This is a genomic window from Streptosporangium oxazolinicum (genome assembly GCF_039537505.1).
Classification (GTDB): domain Bacteria; phylum Actinomycetota; class Actinomycetes; order Streptosporangiales; family Streptosporangiaceae; genus Streptosporangium; species Streptosporangium oxazolinicum.
Genome location: NZ_BAABAQ010000016.1, coordinates 24,021 through 39,835, shown reverse-complemented (window position 1 = coordinate 39,835; position 15,815 = coordinate 24,021). Strand labels below are relative to the sequence as shown.

Annotated in this window: 20 protein-coding genes; 10 read left to right on the top strand and 10 right to left on the bottom strand. The window is 70.3% G+C overall.

Annotation, left to right across the window (positions count from 1 at the left end; genetic code table 11):
* Positions 1-62: 62 nt before the first annotated feature.
* Complete coding sequence (locus ABD817_RS33725) at positions 63-239, bottom strand: hypothetical protein (protein ID WP_344922369.1); 177 nt, start codon at positions 237-239, stop codon at positions 63-65.
* Positions 240-264: 25 nt separating this feature from the next.
* Between ABD817_RS33725 and ABD817_RS33720 the strand changes: the two genes are divergently transcribed.
* A complete protein-coding gene (locus ABD817_RS33720; RefSeq protein ID WP_344922368.1) occupies positions 265-783 on the top strand; it encodes a CGNR zinc finger domain-containing protein in 519 nt (172 codons plus the stop codon).
* A 64-nt stretch (positions 784-847) separates the two neighbouring features.
* Here the strand turns inward: ABD817_RS33720 and ABD817_RS33715 are convergent, their stop codons facing one another.
* Positions 848-2,305, bottom strand: coding sequence for an MFS transporter (locus ABD817_RS33715; protein ID WP_344922367.1), 1,458 nt, complete (start codon positions 2,303-2,305; stop codon positions 848-850).
* A gap of 171 nt (positions 2,306-2,476) precedes the next feature.
* Here ABD817_RS33715 and ABD817_RS33710 point away from each other — a divergent pair, with 171 nt between their 5' ends.
* The 3 genes from ABD817_RS33710 (at position 2,477) to ABD817_RS33700 (ending at position 5,949) form a co-directional block, all read left to right on the top strand.
* Positions 2,477-3,214, top strand: coding sequence for a TetR/AcrR family transcriptional regulator C-terminal domain-containing protein (locus tag ABD817_RS33710; protein WP_344922366.1), 738 nt, complete (start codon positions 2,477-2,479; stop codon positions 3,212-3,214).
* 49 nt (positions 3,215-3,263) lie between these two features.
* Positions 3,264-4,709, top strand: coding sequence for an MFS transporter (locus ABD817_RS33705; RefSeq protein ID WP_344922365.1), 1,446 nt, complete (start codon positions 3,264-3,266; stop codon positions 4,707-4,709).
* Between the two features lie 226 nt (positions 4,710-4,935).
* Positions 4,936-5,949, top strand: coding sequence for an enolase C-terminal domain-like protein (locus ABD817_RS33700; protein ID WP_344922364.1), 1,014 nt, complete (start codon positions 4,936-4,938; stop codon positions 5,947-5,949).
* A 100-nt stretch (positions 5,950-6,049) separates the two neighbouring features.
* On the opposite strand, the gene ABD817_RS33695 is transcribed toward ABD817_RS33700, so the two are convergent.
* Together ABD817_RS33695 and ABD817_RS33690 are read right to left on the bottom strand one after the other, a co-directional pair.
* On the bottom strand, positions 6,050-6,583 hold the full coding sequence (locus ABD817_RS33695) for a mismatch-specific DNA-glycosylase (RefSeq protein WP_344922363.1): 534 nt from the start codon (positions 6,581-6,583) through the stop codon (positions 6,050-6,052).
* Positions 6,584-6,737: 154 nt separating this feature from the next.
* Positions 6,738-7,553, bottom strand: coding sequence for an isocitrate lyase/PEP mutase family protein (locus ABD817_RS33690; protein WP_344922362.1), 816 nt, complete (start codon positions 7,551-7,553; stop codon positions 6,738-6,740).
* Between the two features lie 173 nt (positions 7,554-7,726).
* Between ABD817_RS33690 and ABD817_RS33685 the strand changes: the two genes are divergently transcribed.
* Positions 7,727-8,365 (top strand): TetR/AcrR family transcriptional regulator, encoded by a 639-nt coding sequence (locus ABD817_RS33685; RefSeq protein ID WP_344922360.1) that lies wholly within the window; start codon positions 7,727-7,729, stop codon positions 8,363-8,365.
* Positions 8,366-8,418: 53 nt separating this feature from the next.
* Here ABD817_RS33685 and ABD817_RS33680 read toward each other — a convergent pair whose 3' ends face one another.
* Together ABD817_RS33680 and ABD817_RS33675 are read right to left on the bottom strand one after the other, a co-directional pair.
* Positions 8,419-8,544: a hypothetical protein gene (locus ABD817_RS33680; RefSeq protein WP_425583433.1), complete on the bottom strand. Its 126-nt coding sequence runs from the start codon at positions 8,542-8,544 to the stop codon at positions 8,419-8,421.
* A 55-nt stretch (positions 8,545-8,599) separates the two neighbouring features.
* Entirely contained in the window at positions 8,600-8,986 is a 387-nt protein-coding gene (locus tag ABD817_RS33675) for a nuclear transport factor 2 family protein (RefSeq protein ID WP_344922358.1), read from the bottom strand.
* A gap of 89 nt (positions 8,987-9,075) precedes the next feature.
* On the opposite strand from ABD817_RS33675, the gene ABD817_RS33670 reads away from it, so the two are divergent.
* Positions 9,076-9,639: a TetR/AcrR family transcriptional regulator gene (locus tag ABD817_RS33670; protein ID WP_344922356.1), complete on the top strand. Its 564-nt coding sequence runs from the start codon at positions 9,076-9,078 to the stop codon at positions 9,637-9,639.
* 451 nt (positions 9,640-10,090) lie between these two features.
* Positions 10,091-10,243, top strand: a complete 153-nt coding sequence (locus ABD817_RS33665; RefSeq protein ID WP_344922355.1) for a hypothetical protein — start codon at positions 10,091-10,093, stop codon at positions 10,241-10,243.
* Between the two features lie 45 nt (positions 10,244-10,288).
* Here the strand turns inward: ABD817_RS33665 and ABD817_RS33660 are convergent, their stop codons facing one another.
* Positions 10,289-10,774 (bottom strand): hypothetical protein, encoded by a 486-nt coding sequence (locus ABD817_RS33660; RefSeq protein WP_344922354.1) that lies wholly within the window; start codon positions 10,772-10,774, stop codon positions 10,289-10,291.
* 245 nt (positions 10,775-11,019) lie between these two features.
* On the opposite strand from ABD817_RS33660, the gene ABD817_RS33655 reads away from it, so the two are divergent.
* The 3 genes from ABD817_RS33655 (at position 11,020) to ABD817_RS33645 (ending at position 13,404) form a co-directional block, all read left to right on the top strand.
* Positions 11,020-11,532: a DUF3841 domain-containing protein gene (locus ABD817_RS33655; RefSeq protein ID WP_344922353.1), complete on the top strand. Its 513-nt coding sequence runs from the start codon at positions 11,020-11,022 to the stop codon at positions 11,530-11,532.
* Between the two features lie 129 nt (positions 11,533-11,661).
* Positions 11,662-12,390 carry a TSUP family transporter gene (locus tag ABD817_RS33650; RefSeq protein ID WP_344922352.1) on the top strand — a complete coding sequence of 243 codons (729 nt, stop codon included), beginning with the start codon at positions 11,662-11,664 and terminating at the stop codon, positions 12,388-12,390.
* A gap of 153 nt (positions 12,391-12,543) precedes the next feature.
* Complete coding sequence (locus ABD817_RS33645) at positions 12,544-13,404, top strand: alpha/beta fold hydrolase (RefSeq protein WP_344922351.1); 861 nt, start codon at positions 12,544-12,546, stop codon at positions 13,402-13,404.
* Here ABD817_RS33645 and ABD817_RS33640 read toward each other — a convergent pair.
* The 3 genes from ABD817_RS33640 to ABD817_RS33630 form a co-directional block, all read right to left on the bottom strand.
* Complete coding sequence (locus tag ABD817_RS33640) at positions 13,391-13,690, bottom strand: hypothetical protein (protein ID WP_344922349.1); 300 nt, start codon at positions 13,688-13,690, stop codon at positions 13,391-13,393. The genes ABD817_RS33645 and ABD817_RS33640 overlap by 14 nt on opposite strands.
* A gap of 304 nt (positions 13,691-13,994) precedes the next feature.
* The gene (locus tag ABD817_RS33635) at positions 13,995-14,150 is read right to left on the bottom strand and encodes a hypothetical protein (RefSeq protein ID WP_344922348.1); all 156 of its coding nucleotides are present in this window, start codon (positions 14,148-14,150) and stop codon (positions 13,995-13,997) included.
* A gap of 244 nt (positions 14,151-14,394) precedes the next feature.
* Positions 14,395-15,801: an MmgE/PrpD family protein gene (locus tag ABD817_RS33630; protein WP_344922347.1), complete on the bottom strand. Its 1,407-nt coding sequence runs from the start codon at positions 15,799-15,801 to the stop codon at positions 14,395-14,397.
* Between the last annotated feature and the right edge of the window lie 14 nt (positions 15,802-15,815).

Genomic DNA, 15,815 nt, shown 5'->3' with positions numbered 1-15,815 from the left:
GCCACTATGACGTCATTTTGACGTCACCGCAAGCCCCGAATGGCCAAATGTGGCGTCACGCCTCATCCATGGCCGAAGCCGATCACCTCTCCGGCCACGACGACCAGCCATCGGCCGCACGCGCACCGCGAGTAGCGGACGACCCCCTCCGAGCTGTAGTGGGCGGATGAGGGGACGGCCGCGGGCCGTCCACACGAGGGGCATTCCGGCTGCTGCCCGGTTGAAATCTCACCGATCATGCCTACAGCGTGCTGTCATTGTTCAATGCATTTCAACCCTTACGGAGGGGTGGCCGCCGAGCTCGCCGCCGCCCTGGTGAACGCGGACCCTCACTCGTCGCCCGCGGTGATCACGGAGATCCTGCGGGCGCACGACTACCGGCCCTTCCGGACCCTGGAGGCCGACGAGGCGGCCGAGCTGCTGCGCTGGGCCGCCCGGCTCCGCCCGGTCTTCACCGGCGCGGATCTGGACCGGCGGGTCGAGGTGGTCAACGAGCTGCTGGCCGTCACCGTCAGCCGGCCCTACGTCTCCCGCCACGACGGTCGCGCCCCCCACCTGCACTTCGCCCACGAACACGCTCCCGTCGTCGACCGTCTCAAGGCCTACACCGCCACCGGGCTCGCCCACGTGATCTGTCAGGACCACACCCGGCTGGGTGCGTGCGACCGCTCGGGCTGCGGTGTGGTCTACGTCGACACCTCCCGCAACGGCAGGCGGCGGTTCTGCGCCGTCCGCTGCGCCAACCGGGTGTACGTCGCCGACCACCGGAGCCGTCACGCGTAGCCGTCACACCTGTCACGCGTGTTGGTCTCTCGCGTGGTCGTCACGACGGCGACGGCGGGGGATGTCAGTGCGCGACCTCCTGCTCGGCCCGCGCCCGCAGGGGGAGCAGGAAGGCGACCGCGAAGGCGGCCGCGAGCAGGCCCACCTCGACCCAGATCGTGAGCACCATCGCGTCCTCGAGGCTCCGGCCGTGCTTGACCAGGCCGAAGAAGAGCGTCCCGATCGCCGCCGCCCCCAGAGCGCTGCCGAGCTGCTGGACGGCGGTGAGGGTGCCGGAGGCCGAGCCGGACTCGTGGGGCTCCACCCCGGCCAGCACGATGTCGAAGAACGGCGCCATGATCAGGCTCATCCCCACGCCGGTGAGCAGCAGGGCGGGGGCGAGCTGCCAGGGGGTGACGCCCATGCCCGCGAGGTTCAGGGTGAGGGCGACCCCCGCGACGCCCCCGGCCATCACGACCGCGCCGATGTGGATCAGTTTGCGGCCCACCTTCCGCGCCAGTCCCGAGGCGTTGACGAGGGTGAAGCCGACCAGGGTGCCGATGGCGTTCGGCAGGCCCGCCAGACCCGCCTTCAGCGGGTCGTAGCCCAGGGCGATCTGGGTGTAGAGGCCGAACACCAGGGAGAAGCCGACCATCCCGGAGAAGAAGACGAGGCCGGTGAGCAGGCCGCCGGTGAAGGACCGCTTGCGGAACAGGCTCATCACCACCAGCGGGTCGCCGCCCGCGCGCTCCTTGCGGGACTGGTGCAGGCAGAAGAGCGCGAAGACCGGGACGGAGGCGGCCATCAGGGCGAAGGTCCACGCGGGCCAGTCGAGGTCCCGGCCCTGGACCAGCGGGAAGATCAACAGGAAGGAGGCGGCCGAGACGAGCCCGGTTCCGGTCAGGTCCAGGCGCGAGGCGTGCGAGGTCTTCGACGCGGGCAGGTAGCGGAGCGCGCCGAGGAGGGCGAGCAGGCCGACCGGCAGGTTGATCAGGAAGATCATGCGCCATCCGGTGCCGAAGAGGTCGGCGTCGACGAGCCAGCCCGCCAGGACGGGGCCCGCCACCGTGGACAGCGCCATGACCGGGCCGAACGCGCCGAACGCGGCGGCCAGCTCCTTGGGCGGGAAGACCTCCTTGATGATGCCGAGACCCTGCGGCACCATCACCGCCCCGGCCAGGCCCTGCAGCACCCGCGCGCCGATCAGCATCTCGGGGGAGGTGGCCAGGCCGCACAGCAGCGAGAACAGGGTGAAGCCGAAGGCGCCGGCCACGAACATGCGCTTGCGCCCGTAGAGGTCACCGAGGCGGCCCCCGGTGACGAGGCCGACGGCCATCGCCAGGGTGTATCCGGCGCTGAGCCACTGGATCATGCTCGACGAGCCACCCAGCTCCTTCTGGATGGACGGCGCCGCGATGACCGTGATCATGGCGTCCAGCAGGTCCATCACCTCGGCGGCGAGGACCACGAAGAGGGCGGCCCAGCGCCATCGGTATGGCTCCGCGCCGGTGTGCGCGGGTCCGGTGTCGACCGTGTGTGTCACAGGGGGCTCCGATCGGGGAGTTCGATGACCGAAGAACGGCGTTCGTTCTTCACGAACGATGTTTTATACACGAACACTGTTCGCGTCAAGTGCGTTGTTCGTAAGTGCGAACGATGTTCGTGGAAAGTACAGTGTTCGCTAGCGTGGTTCGACGCGGTATAGGATCGGCGCGTGACCGAGATCCCCGCCCCGCCGTGGCGCAAGACCCGCAAGGTGAGCGCTCCGCGCACCGTCCTGAGCAGGGATCTCATCGTCGCCACCGGGTTGCGCCTCCTCGACGCCGAGGGGCTGGACGCGCTGAGCATGCGCCGCGTCGCCCAGGAGCTCGGCACCGGTCCCGCCTCGCTCTACGCCCACGTGGCGAACAAGGAGGAGCTGCTCGACCTGATGTACGACGAGGTCATGAGCGAGATCCGGGTGCCCGAGCCCGAGCCGGAGCGCTGGCTGGACCAGGTCAGGGAGCTGGCCCTCGACGCCTACCGGGTGTTCGCCTCCCACGCCGACATCGCCAGGGTCGGCCTGGCCGCCATCCCGACCGGGGTCAACGCGCTGCGGGTGGCCGAGGGGCAGCTGGCCATCATGCTCGCGGGCGGCGTGCCGCCCAAGATCGCCGCCCTGATGATCGACCGTCTCGGCCTGTACGTCTGCTCGGACGCCTACGAGAACTCGCTGTACGTCACCCGGCAGCGCGAGAGCGGCACGACGCCGGAGACCTTCATGAGCGACTTCTTAGGCCAGATCGGTGCCTTCTACCGCAGCCTGCCCGCAGACCGCTTTCCCAACATCGTCGCCCAGGTCGACAACCTGATGGGCGGTGACGGGACGGACCGGTTCGAGTTCGGGCTCGACCTGCTCCTGCGGGGCCTGGCCTCCCACGTCCTGGGCGCGGGTCCTACGTCCAAGGGCTGACTCAAAAGTCCGATGCGAGCCGTCGTGTGCCGGCCGTACTGTCAACCCCATGACTACCGTGATGACCGACAAGCCTCCTGCCGGGATATTCGCCCGGAGTCACCGCGCGCTGACGGTCGGGATGGTGGCCCTCATCTCCCTGGCCGCCTTCGAGTACCTCGCGGTGGCCACCGCGATGCCGGTCGTGGCCGACGAGCTGGACGGTCACGCGCTGTACGGGCTGGCGTTCAGCGGGGCGCTGGCGGCCGGGGTGATCGCGACGGTGCTGGGCGGATGGTGGGGCGACCTCAGGGGGCCGGTCGCGCCGCTCTGGACCGGGGTCGCGGTCTTCGGCACCGGTCTGGTCGTCGCCGGGGTGGCGCCGACGATGGACGTGTTCGTCGCGGGCCGGTTCGTCCAGGGCTTCGGCGCGGGCATCCTTCAGGTCTCGATGTACGTGCTGGTCTCGCGGTCCTACCCGGCGGAGCTCCATCCCCGAGTGTTCTCGATCTTCGCGACCGCCTGGGTGGTGCCCTCCATGGTGGGGCCCGCGATCACCGGCGTCGTGGTGGAGAACGCGGGCTGGCGCTGGGTCTTCATCGGCGTGACGGGGATCCTCCTCCCGGCGGCGCTGCTGCTCTGGCGCGGGCTGGCCTCCGCGCCGATGACGGCACCGGTGACGGAGCCGACGGTGCAGCCGGTATCGGGAGCGGCGCCGGTGCTGGAGCGGCCGTCCGGCCTCCGTTCCTCGATCACGCGCAGGCTGGGCTGGGCGCTGCTCGTCGCGGCCGGAGCGGCGCTCATGCAGTACGGCGCGTCGGCACTCACGCGGTCCGAGGGCACGGTGCCCGGCACCGTATCCGGCGCCGGGTTCGTCCTGCTCGCCGCCGGTCTGGCCATGCTGGTCGCGGCGCTGCCCCGGCTGCTCCCCCCGGGAACCCTGCGCGCGGCCCGCGGCCTGCCCTCGGTGATCTCCCTGCGCGGGATCGCGGCGGGCGCGGCCATCGGCGGCGAGGCGTTCCTGCCGCTGATGCTCAACGAGGAGCGCGGCCTGTCGCTGACCATGGCCGGGCTCACCCTGACCGGCGGCGCGCTGAGTTGGTCGTTCGGCTCCTGGGTGGTGGGTCGCCGGCGGTTCGACCGGGTCCTGGTGCTGCGCCTGGGGTCGGTGCTGATCGCCGTGGGCCTCGCGCTGATGGCCCTGACCGTCTTCGCCGTCGTCCCGGTCGCCACCGCCTTCCTCGGCGAGATCACCCTGGGGCTCGGCATGGGCATCGTGTACCCGACGCTGTCGGTGCTCATCCTGGAACTCTCGCCCCCGGGTGAGGAGGGGAAGAACAGCGCGTCGCTCGGTGTCGCCGAGTCGGTCTACACGGTCGTCGCGGTGGCGGTCGCCGGAGCGCTCCTGGCGGCCCTGGGCGCCTCCGTCGTCGTCTACGTGCTCTGCTTCGGGCTGATGGCGCTGATGGCGGCCACCGGAGCCCTCGTCTCCGGCCGCGTCCTGCCCAGGATCTGAGCGCCCCGTCCCTCCAAGCCCTATCCAGCCGGACCCGATTCCCGCTACGCGCCTGAGGCATTCGCGGGTCACCGTGGCACCATGGGAAGAACGCCGTTCTTCGCAGTGTTGAGGGGGGAGTCCCGCCTCCAGGCGGGATTCGCGTTTCCAGGGCCCGGGTTCTCCGAGCCTCGGAAAGTCGTCGGGGTCCGGGGTCTCCCGGGCTTGGAGAGGTCGAGGGGGGTTCATGCCGCGCATCCGTGAGCTTGAGGTGTTCCGGCTGGTCCTGCCGTACGGCAGACGGCCGGAGAGCATCCTCGTCCGGCTCACCGACTACGGCGGCATGACCGGGTGGGGTGAGGTCGTCGACGCCGACCCCAAGACCTGGGTCGCGCTGGAGGAGGGGCTCGCGCAGGCGCTGATCGGCGTCGACTGGGAGCATCCCGACGAGCTGAGCCCGGTTCCCGGAGGGTCCGCCGCCGACATGGCCTGCTGGGACCTGTGGACGAAGATGCGCGGGGTGCCGCTGGCCCACGCGCTCGGCGGCACCCGCACCTCCCTCATGGCCACCGTCAGGATCGGCGCCGAACGCAACCTGGAGAGCCTGGTCGCGAGGGTGAACCGGCATGTCTGCGCCGGGTACGCCCACGTCACCCTGGACGTCCACCCCGGCTGGGACATCGAACCGCTGCGCGCCGTCCGCCGGGCGTACCCCGCGCTGGGCATCGGCGTGGACGCCCTCGGCGCCTACACCGACATCGACGCCCTCGAGGCACTGGACGCCTACACGCTCTCCGCCATCGAACGCCCCTTCGCCGGTCTCGCGAGCCTCGGCGACCACGCCGACCTGCAGGAGCGCGTCGCCGCCCCGGTGCTGCTGGAGGTCTCCTCGGCCGCCGAGCTGGACGAGGCGGTCACCGCGAGGGCGGGCCGGGCGCTGCTGCTCCGCCCCGCGGCCCTGGGCTCCCTGCGCGAGGTGCGGCGGGTGCACGACCGCGCGGTACGCGCCGGATGGCAGATCGCCTGCGCCGGGGGCAAGGGCACCGGGCTGGCCCGCGCGGCCACCGTCGCCGCGGCGAGCCTGCCCGGCTGCGGCCTGCCCTGCGACGTGGCCGAGCCGCCGCGCAGCGCGCAGATCGTCGACCCGCCGGTCGGCGCCTCGGGCGGCGTGGTGGCCGTGCCGCTCACCCAGGCGGGCCTCGGCCACCGCATCGACGAGGACCGGGTCCGCCGCCTGGCCAAGGAGTCGTACTCGGTCTAGAAGTCCACTGAAGATCCTGCCGGGTTCGTGGCGCGGTCAGCTGACGGCCGGGACGAGAATCCGGTTTCCGTGAGGGGTGGCCTCCTCACCGCCGGTGTCGTCACTCAGGCGCGGATCGGTCGGGGAGTCGCAGGTGCCGGCGAAAACGGGTGAACTCCGCCGCCAGGGCGGCGGGAGGGTAGTGGGCGTTGCGACCGCTGGGGTTGGGCAGCACCCACACCCCGGCCCCGCCGACGGTGCCGGGCTGCGGGCCGGGACGGGCCCCGGGGGCGTCGAACGCGACCCGATATCCGCTGACGCCGAGGAACGCCGCCCAGGAGCAGTGGATGCCGGTAAGTCGTAGCGTCAGGTCGCGTCCACCGTCGACGAGTTCCCGCCGGGTCAGCTGAGCGGCTTGGGAGGTCGGCCGCCGCACGATGCTGGTGATGCCCAATCCGAACGACAGCAGGTCTCGTTCCCGCTCGGGCCGTACCAGGGCCGGGGTGAAACCGGACGCGTGCAGCGCGGGCCAGAACCGGTTTCCCGGGGTCGCGAAGCTGTGCCCGATCGCGACGGAGGCCGGTGCGGGGTTGATCCCGATGAACACGACCGTCAGCCCGTCGGCGAGCACGTCCGCGAGTCCTTCGACGCTCACTGTTCCCGCCTCCCTCGAAAATCTGACATGACCACTCTCCCGCGTCGTGATCGTTGTCTCTTTCCGGCCGAGGCCGTGCCGCGCCCGCGGTGGCCGCGTGTCCTTGCCATCGCTTCGATCGGGAACCTGCTTCGATCGGGGACTCGCGGCAGGCTTACGACGTCTGGAGCAACTCGAAGCCCATCGTGGCGGGGAAGGCGGCGAGGTCGCCTCCGGCGAGGTTGGCGGCGGCCGTGCGCAGGGCGCTCATGCTGTGCAGGTAGGGGCCGACACCCAGGCTGATGCGGCGGGCACCGGCCCGCTGGATGTCGTCGATGGTGAAATCGCCCGATGACCATCCCATGAGCACGTTGACGGGTTTGGGGGCGACCGCCTTGACGACGGTGGCGATGGCGTCCAGGTCGGGCAGGTAGGGGGCGAAGAGCACATCGGCGCCGGCCTCCGCGAAGGCGGTGAGGCGGCGGATGGTGTCGTCGAGGTCGGGGCGGCCCTGGATGAAGTTGTCGGTGCGGCCGGTCAGCACGATCCGGCCCCGGGCCGCCGTGGCGGCGCGGCGGACGCGTTCGACGGCCTCGTCGAAGTCGCGGATGGGGTGGCCGGGGTTGGCGGAGGTGTCCTCGACGCCGATGCCGGACAGGCCCGCGGCGATGGCGGCCTCGACGGTGGCGGCGACGTCGTCGGGGGTGTCGCCGTAGCCGTCCTCGAAGTCGCCGTTGACGGGGAGCCCGCTTGTCCGGCCGAGGAGTTGCGCGTGTGCGAGGTGCTCGTCGCGGCTGATCGCGTGGCGGCCGTCAAGACGGCCGAGGGTGGCGGCGAACGCGGCCGAGGAGGTGGCGACGGCCTTGAAACCCGCGTCGGCGAACACCGCGGCCGACAGGCCGTCGAAGGCGTTGGGCATGACGAAGGGGTCGTCCTGCTCGTGCAGGGCGGCGAAGGCTTCATAGCGCTCGCGCGCGGTGGTCCCAGACATGGCTCTGTCCCTTTCGAGATGGATGGTGCCGTGCTGATCGTCGGTCTTGCTCAGCGTTTATGCAGGTCAGGAGGGGCGAACTTTTCGCTTTATGGGCTACGCAGCCCATTGATGGACAGTAAATCGGACAAGGATTGGGCTGTCAAACCCAATTTTGGAGTACGCTCGGTGTCATGGGCGTCAGAAGGGCCGATGTGAAGTTCACGGCCAAGGGACTCGCGGCCAGGGCCCGCATCGTCGAGCACGCGGCGGAGCTGATCTACACCCATGGCGTGCACGGCACGAGCAACGAGCTGCTGCGCAAGGCGTCGGGCGTGAGTGGATCACAGCTCACCCACTACTTCCCGGACAAGGAAAATCTCGTGCTCGCGGTGATCGAGTGGCAGACGGAGAAGATCCTCACCCTGCACACCGGGTCGAGCTTCGCGGGATTCGACACCATCGACGCCCTGCGGAAGTGGGCCGCGTTCTACGTCTCCTATGAGCGTGCCTGCCAGGAGGGCTGCACGCTGGGCTCGCTCGCGGCCGAGATCGTCAAGGCCGATCTCGACGTCCACGACCGGCTCGCCGCCGACTTCGACCGCTGGAAGGACGTTCTGCGGGCCGGACTCGATCGCATGCGCGACAGCGGCCGACTTCGCCTCGACGCCGACCCCGCGCGGCTGGCGAACCTGCTGCTGGCCGCGATGCAGGGGGGCATGCTGCTCGCCCAGATCGAACGCGACGTCACCCCGCTACGCGACGCCCTGACCGCCGCCATCGACCACGTGCAGTCCTTCGAGGTGGCACAGGCACCGCCTGGGCCGGGGTGACGGGAGGTGAACCTGTCCACCGGCTTCCCGAAGACCGGGTTCTGTTTCCTGGATCAGGCGCGGAGCCATATTGTCAGGGTGGCGGCCGTGATGGTCCCGAGGTAGACGTAGGCGCGTTTGCCGTAGCGGGTGACCACGGCCCGGGAGTTCTTCAGCCGGTTGATCGCCCGCTCGACCACGTTGCGTTTCTTGTTGCGCTTGATGTGGTGACCGCGCGTGAGGGGATCTCGTCTTTCAGGTGTCGGTGGCCAGCGGGACTTCGCCGGCGGTCTTGCTGTAGCCGAGAGCCTCGATGATCTGGCCGTCGCGCACGTGCATGAGGTTCACCCCGCTGACCCAGTCCGAGGGGCCGGGGCCGTAGTGGTAGTTCCAGCGGATCGTCGCCCGTTCTCCCGCGACCACGACCTCCTGCGGCTCGAACCGGCTGGTGCGGTCGTCCACGAGTGCGCCCCACCAGTCCAGGCAGGCTTGGCGGCCGGTGACGCGTTCTCCGGTGGGGGCCGGCTGGACGGACTCCATCACGCAGTCCTCGGCGACCAGGTCCGTGAGCAGGGCGCGGTCGCGGTCGACGAAGGCGCGGTTGAAGCGGTCGATGACCTGGGCGGTGGAACGGAAAGACACAGCCCCTCCAAAATATAGATAGATCGATCGGTCTATAAGTGTATATCGACCGGTTGATCTACTTGTCAATCCATGGGAGGCTGGCCCGCATGAGCGTTCGCACACGACCAGGCCCGCGAGAGCGGCTACTGGAGGCCGCTCACCAACTGATTTACAGCCAGGGCGTGAACGTCGGCGTAGACGCGCTGCTCAAGGCGGCGAACGTGGCCAGACGATCGCTGTATGAGCACTTCGGCGGCAAGGACGGCCTGATCGTCGAAGTTCTCAGATCCGCCGCCGACACTGACGCCGCCGACTACCGGCGCACCATGGACGCCGCCGGGGACAATCCGCGCGAGCGCCTGCTGGCCGTGTTCGACCGGCTCGGCGAGATCACCGCGATGCCCGGGTTCCACGGCTGTCGCTACCTGGCCGCCGACCTCGCCCTGACCGACCCCGACCACCCCGCGCACGAGATCACCCGCGACTACCGGCGGCACGTGCACGACCTCCTGCGCTGCGAACTCGTCGCGCTCGGGCACCCACGGCCTGGGCGCGGCGCCGATCAGCTCCTGCTCCTCATCGACGGCACCCTCGCCGCCGGGGCGACCCGCCCCGGCACCGACCCGGCGGCAGCCGCACGGGAACTGGCCGAACGCGTCATCGCCACGTGACATGCGCGGCCGGGATGTCCGCAGTGGGTGCCGGCCGACGGCAGAAGCGGGCCGTGAAGGCGACAGCCGCCGGTCAGCGTCGCACGAGTGCCGCGCAAGCGGTGGAACGGCCGATTCTGAGGATGCAGGCGGCCTCGGTAACCGAGACGTCACCGTCAACCAGACGGCGCGGGCGACCAGCACGGCTTCCAGGGAGGGGTCTGGAGAAGCCGCACGCTGCGGCCCAAGCCGTATCCCGGTAAGAGCTTCCCGCGAGAGGCGGCCATGCGGTCACCGGCCTGCCTGCACGACCTTCTGGTCTCGACCCTCTTCACCGAAGGGTTCGACGCTGACCCGGACCTGTGGCAGCTGGGATTCAGCGCTCTCTGGATCGAGGGCGCGGACCTCGACGCCCTCGCCCGGGACTTCTCCCTGGACCTGGCCGGAGAGGTGGTTCGGCGACGACCCGCACGTGCTCGATCACCTGATGGACGGGCTGCGCTTCCAGATCAGCGACGATCCCGTGGAGGCGCCGGAGAGCGTCAGTTCGGCCCTGGCGCTGATCGGGCGCGTCACCGGAACCGACTGGTTCTTGGCGCGGTCGCGCATCCGGCCCACCTCCTGACAGCTGACAGCTCGCGCTCAGGCCCGCTGTTGGTGGACACAGGGGTCAGTGACCGGGAGCCGTCAGGCAACCACCGTCGTTGATGTAGCCCCCCACCTCCACCTTCGACTCACGCTCGTCGTAGAAGCCGGTCAGGCATCCTCCCGACAATTCGATCGCGAACACCACGGCGGAGCGAGCTCCTCCCGCCCTGATGACGACGTTCGTTCCCGGTGGGGCGACCGCCCGGACCGCCCGAGCGACGTGGGCCTCGCCATGCAGGTTCCGCTCGCGCAGGTCGGCGAATGTGCCCCGCAGGGCTTCGGCCACCGGCTTAGCCTCCGCGGCCGCCTCCGGAGAAAGCGTGCCGCGCTGGCGGTATGCCTCGTTGTCCGCGTGCTTCCGCTCCCAGGAGGGCATCGTCACGCAAGGGCTGGGCATCGGCGCCTCGGTGATTTCCGGGCAGGGAAGTAAGGGCGATGGCGACGCCGACGGCGCGGCTTCCCGCGCCCGCACCACACCGCAGCCGTTCAGGACGGCCAGCAGCAGCACGGCGACAAGGGTAATCAAGATCTTCATGCCTCAACGGTCGGACACGGCGAACCGGGACACAAGTCACGTCGGCGGTAGTGAGGCGATTTGGTGGTGTTCGCCGGTTCACGAGACGGCTTCCAGGACGAAGAACAGGAAGCACAGAGGGGAACAGCTGTCCCGTCGTTCCTCGTCCCCGTGACATGCCGCGGGTGCCCTGGGTAATTGCGTGGATCGTACTGTGCTGCCTTTGCCACAATCGCCCGGTGCGATTGTGGACGGTGCAGGACCGGGCGGTTCTCGACTCGCTGGAGACCGACGGCGAGCTGACCGGCGACTGGGCCCGCCTGCCGGTCTCGTCGTACCGGCCGGTGTACGAGGAGATGGTGGCGGAGATGGCCAGGCGCGGCCTCGACTGCCGGGGCCGCCCGCCGGTGTGGGCGTGGCTCGGTCCGGACACCCGCGACAACGCGGTAGCCGTGACGGCCGAGGCCCTCCTCTGCCCGGAGACCGACGAGGAGTACGCCCGCTACATCATCCTGGACCTGGACGTACCGGACGAGAGGGTCTTGCTCAGCTCGTACGGGCGCTGGAACGACTTCATGGAGGCGATCCTTCTGGGCGGACGGCAGACGACCATGGACTGGTCGATCGACCGGGAGGAACTCGCCGGTGTGCAGGCGTGCCTGCCACGCGTACCGGCCAGGTATGTGCTCGGCACCCGCCCCCTGGAACCGTTCGATCCGGAGAAGGAAGAAGACGAGGACGACGACTTTTGACCTCGACGGCGCCGTTCCGATGGTCCTGACGAATCGTGTCGAGGTGGGCTTGGCCGTCACGGGAAAATGCTGTTGATCAGGCTGCTCCGTGCGTGAAGGCTGTGCCGGATCACCGGTGAGGAGTCGTTCGTGGCGAGTGGCTGGGTCGTCGTCGTGCTGGGCGTAATCGTGGTGGTGGGCGCGTCGGTGCAGCGGCTGGCGGGAATCGGGTTCGCGCTCGTGGCGGTGCCCGGCCTGGTGTTGCTGCTCGGCCCGAGCGAGGGTGTGGTGCTCGCCAACTGTGCGGCCGGTGCCATCAGCGCGGCCGGGCTCGCCGGCACCTGGCGCCAGGTGCACCTGGCCGCGATGGTGCCGCTGGTCGCCGCTGCCGCCTGCACGGTGCCGGTCGGGGCCTGGGTGGCCGCCCGTCTGCCCGAGCCGGTGCTGCTGGCCGGTACGGGGGTGCTGGTGAGCGTGGCCGCACTACTGGTGATGTGGGGTGCCCGGGTGCCCGCCCTGCGCGGTGTCAAAGGTGCGGTGGCCGCCGGTGCCGCGAGCGGGTTCATGAACTCCTCGGCCGGGGTGGGCGGCCCGGTGGTCTCCCTGTACGCGGTCAACGCGGGCTGGACGGTACGGAGGTTCGTGCCGAACGCGCAGTTCTACGGGCTCGCGGTGAACGCGCTCTCCGCCGCGGTCAAAGGTCTGCCCCAGCTCACCACGCCGGTCTGGCTGCTGATCGCGGCCGCGATCGCGGCAGGCTCGGTCATCGGCGCGGCACTCGCTCGACGGGTGCCGGAAAGACCGGCCCGGCTGATCGTGCTACTGCTCGCGTTGAGCGGCGGGCTCGTCACGCTGGGCAAAGGACTGTGGGGCCTGTGACCGGGCGCTCGTTCCCAGTGGACAACTGTCGTTGTCCACCGAGAAACCCTATGATCTCGGTGGATAATGTCGATCCGGAGCACCCAGAGCCCCGGGGGAAACTCAGTCGTCGAGCGCGTCTTCACCTAAAACCATGTGCGAGCATGACGGTCCATGATGGCCTTGGAGCGAGAGACGATCACCACCCGCCTGGCGGCGGGGCCGGTGGAGTACCGGCTGGACGGTGACGGCCCCGAGACGGTCGTGATCTTTCACGGTGGTCACATGCGGGCCGCACTGGCCCTTGGTGAGGAGGTCTTCACCACCTCGGGCTACCGGGTGCTCGTGCCCTCTCGCCCCGGATACGGGCGAACCCCCCTGGCCACCGCCACCACGCCCGCCGCGTTCACCGACGTCACCGCGGATCTGTGCCGCACCCTGGGCATCGAGCGGGTGGCCGCGGTGGTGGGCGTCTCGGCGGGCGGGCGCACCGCCGTGGCCATGGCCGCTCGCCACCCGGATCTGGTGCGCCGGGTGATCCTGCAAAGCGCGGTCGGTTTTGGCCCCTGGCCCGACGACCGGCGCACCCGCCTGGGCGGTCGTCTGGTGTTCAACGCCCGCGTCGAAGCGGCGTCCTGGGCGGCGGTTCGGCTGCTGATGCGCACGGTGCCGCAGGCGGGGTTGCGGTTGTTGCTGCGCGACTTGTCCACCCGGCCCGTCGGCCAGGTCATGGCCGCCCTGAGCGAGCACGACCAGGCCGAACTCCTCGCACTGTTCACGCTCATGCGCTCGGGTGCGGGCTTCGTCAACGACATGCTGCCCGTGCCCGACTGCGCCGGGCACGTCACCCAACCGGCCCTGGTCATCGCCACTCGCACCGACCGATCGGTCCCCTTCACCCACGCTGAATCCCTCGCCGCGACCATCCACCGGGCCGAACTGGTCGAAAGCCGGGCCGATGGCCACATGATCTGGTTCGCCCCCGACTACCCCGCGATCACCGAGAAGATCAGGGGCTTCCTCACCGCGGCCTGAGCATCCGCGCTGCCCCGCCGGACCGACCGAGCAGGCCGCCGTCGTCGAGCGCGTCTTCACCTAAAAGGTCAGAGCCCGAACAGTTCCAGCTGCTCGCCCTGGCTGGGTTCGGGCTCTTCGGGGTCACCAGTTTCGGGCAGCGCAGGCAGGTGACCGACCCCTGCTCGGGATGGGGCGCGCCCGGGTCCCAGCCGCTGACGCCGACCATGCATGCCGGGCCGGGCATCCGCTCCCCGCCGAGCCAGCGGGTCATCACCACGGCGTGCACGATGCCGCTGGAGAGCACCCGCAGGTTGGAGCCCGCGTACGCCGACCGCGCGGCCGCGGCGAGCGCCTCATACAGGCCGGGAGTGACATAGTCGACCTCCTGTCAGGTCTGGGAAAAGGCGCGGAAAGCGGGGCCTGGTCGCGGTTCTTGGCCATCAGGACCAACCGGGCCGGGTGGGGGCCGCTGCTGATGAAGTCGGCCGGTTCCTCAGGCGAGAAGTCCTCGTTCAGGCCTTCGGTAACCTCGGGGTCGTTGCCGCACACCCGGCAGGTACCGACATGGGTGGCCATGTCATCGACCTGGGCGGCGCTGGAGCGGGCGCTCATGTGGCGCTCTCGGCGCCTTGGGCCAGGCGCTCCAGCTCGTCGGCCGTCCGCAGGTGAGCGTTGCGCGTGGCGCCGCTCGCGGTGGCGGCGCCGGTCCGGGACTGCTCGGCCCGGCACCGTAGTGCGGCCGGGTCCTTCTCGCTGTTCCTCACCGGGGATTCTCCTGTGTCTGGTGCCGGGGTACGGGTGAGAGGATCCAGGTGTGCCCGGGGTCGGTAGGAACGGCCCCGGGCATGTTCGCGTTCGTGCTCACTTCGTGCGCTTCGGGGGCAGAGACGGCGACGTCGTCGGCCAGGACGTGAAGCCGATAGTCGCGTCCACCCACCCGCGGGTACGCCGTCATCAGCTGGGGTTCTACCGCGCGGGGGCAGATCACGTCCCCGCGGCCCGTCGCCGTCAGAGCCGATGCCTGCTCCGTGGGCGGTCGGCCACCGGGCTCACCTCGGCGAGCAGGCCGGTGAGCTCGGTGACGGGGATGTTCTCCAGGTCCTCGACCGCCGCGACAATCCTCTCCCGGAGCGCGGCGCCCGCGAACGGCTCACCGAGCCAGTGCAGCTTGTCCACCACCCGCTCCCACGTCATCGGCCGCGTCGGCGCCCCCTCGAAGTCCAGCTGCTCACGGTGGACTTCCCGGCCGTCGCGCAGCAGGAGGTGGACGCGCGCGGCCGTCCGCTCGGGATAGGCCCGGGTGAGGTCGGGGGCGGGCCGGACCTCCACCCGCGCCAGCAACTCTTGGACGTCCTCTTCCCGGACCCGCGCCGTGATCAGCTGCTCGGGGCCCACCTGCCCGTCCAGCAGGGCGACCGCGATCAGGTACTTGAGGTTGTAGTCGCCCTGCTCCTTGGTCCGCGGGTGCTCCTTGCCGCCATAGGCGCCGCCGCCGGCGACATCGTAGGCGCCCTGGAACACCTCGACGCTCGCCCGTGCGACGTCGGCGCCGCCGATGCCGTACCCGTCCCGCAGGGCCAGCGCCGCGTCGATGACCGCTTGGCCGTGGATCAGCGAGCAGTACTTCTTGAGATAGGTGTGCTCCGCGGCGGTGAGCGAGCGGTCGGCGGTGTACAAGTCGATCGGCTGGCCGAACAGCTGGACCAAGCCGCCGGGCCCCTCGAACAGCCCCCTGGGGCCGGTGACCCCGCGACCGGCGAGCATCGCGGCGTGGATCGCGCGCATCCCGGTGACGGCCGGGGAGATCCCCTTCCAGGTGGAGACGGGCTCGGCGTGCACACAGGCCAGCGACACGTTGTCCGCGGCGGAGGCGGCGATGGCCTCGGCGGTGGCTGCGGCGCCGAGCCCGAGCAGCCGGGCCGAACCGGCGGCCACCGACATCGCCAGCTGCAGTGCGTGGTTCAGCCCGCGGGCCATGACGGGCACCTGAGCGCTGAAGCGGCACTGGATCTCGTAGGCGATCGCCAGGGCGAGCAGGAAGTCGGCGCCACCGGCGTTCTGGTGCTCGGCCACCGCGAGAACGGCGCCGAAGTTGTCGGCCGGGTGGCACAGGCCGCCGACGGCCAGGTAGGTGTCGAGCAGATCGAGATAGCGCACCAGGGCGGTGTTGAAGAACGCGGCCTGGTCCATCGACGCCCGCCCGCCACCGACGAACGTCGCGGTGGGGCGGCCGCTGAACTGCACGGCGTGGGCGCGCAGTGCGGGAATCAGCTCGCCGTCCAAGGCGCCCAGCGCGCACGCGACACTGTCGAGCACGTTGCGTTTGAGCGCCCACAGGGCACCGTCCGTCAGATCGGCCCGGTCGGCGGCGACCACGAACGCGGCGAGATCGTCCACGGTGGAGGTGTTCGTCATGAGCGTTCCGTCTC

Excerpts from the sequence above, each read along its gene's own strand:
- ABD817_RS33725 (WP_344922369.1), bottom strand. The coding sequence starts at position 239 with ATGATCGGTGAGATTTCAACCGGGCAGCAGCCGGAATGCCCCTCGTGT.
- ABD817_RS33720 (WP_344922368.1), top strand. The coding sequence starts at position 265 with ATGCATTTCAACCCTTACGGAGGGGTGGCCGCCGAGCTCGCCGCCGCC.
- ABD817_RS33705 (WP_344922365.1), top strand. The coding sequence starts at position 3,264 with ATGACTACCGTGATGACCGACAAGCCTCCTGCCGGGATATTCGCCCGG.
- ABD817_RS33700 (WP_344922364.1), top strand. The coding sequence starts at position 4,936 with ATGCCGCGCATCCGTGAGCTTGAGGTGTTCCGGCTGGTCCTGCCGTAC.
- ABD817_RS33690 (WP_344922362.1), bottom strand. The coding sequence starts at position 7,553 with ATGTCTGGGACCACCGCGCGCGAGCGCTATGAAGCCTTCGCCGCCCTG.
- ABD817_RS33685 (WP_344922360.1), top strand. The coding sequence starts at position 7,727 with ATGGGCGTCAGAAGGGCCGATGTGAAGTTCACGGCCAAGGGACTCGCG.
- ABD817_RS33670 (WP_344922356.1), top strand. The coding sequence starts at position 9,076 with ATGAGCGTTCGCACACGACCAGGCCCGCGAGAGCGGCTACTGGAGGCC.
- ABD817_RS33645 (WP_344922351.1), top strand. The coding sequence starts at position 12,544 with ATGATGGCCTTGGAGCGAGAGACGATCACCACCCGCCTGGCGGCGGGG.
- ABD817_RS33630 (WP_344922347.1), bottom strand. The coding sequence starts at position 15,801 with ATGACGAACACCTCCACCGTGGACGATCTCGCCGCGTTCGTGGTCGCC.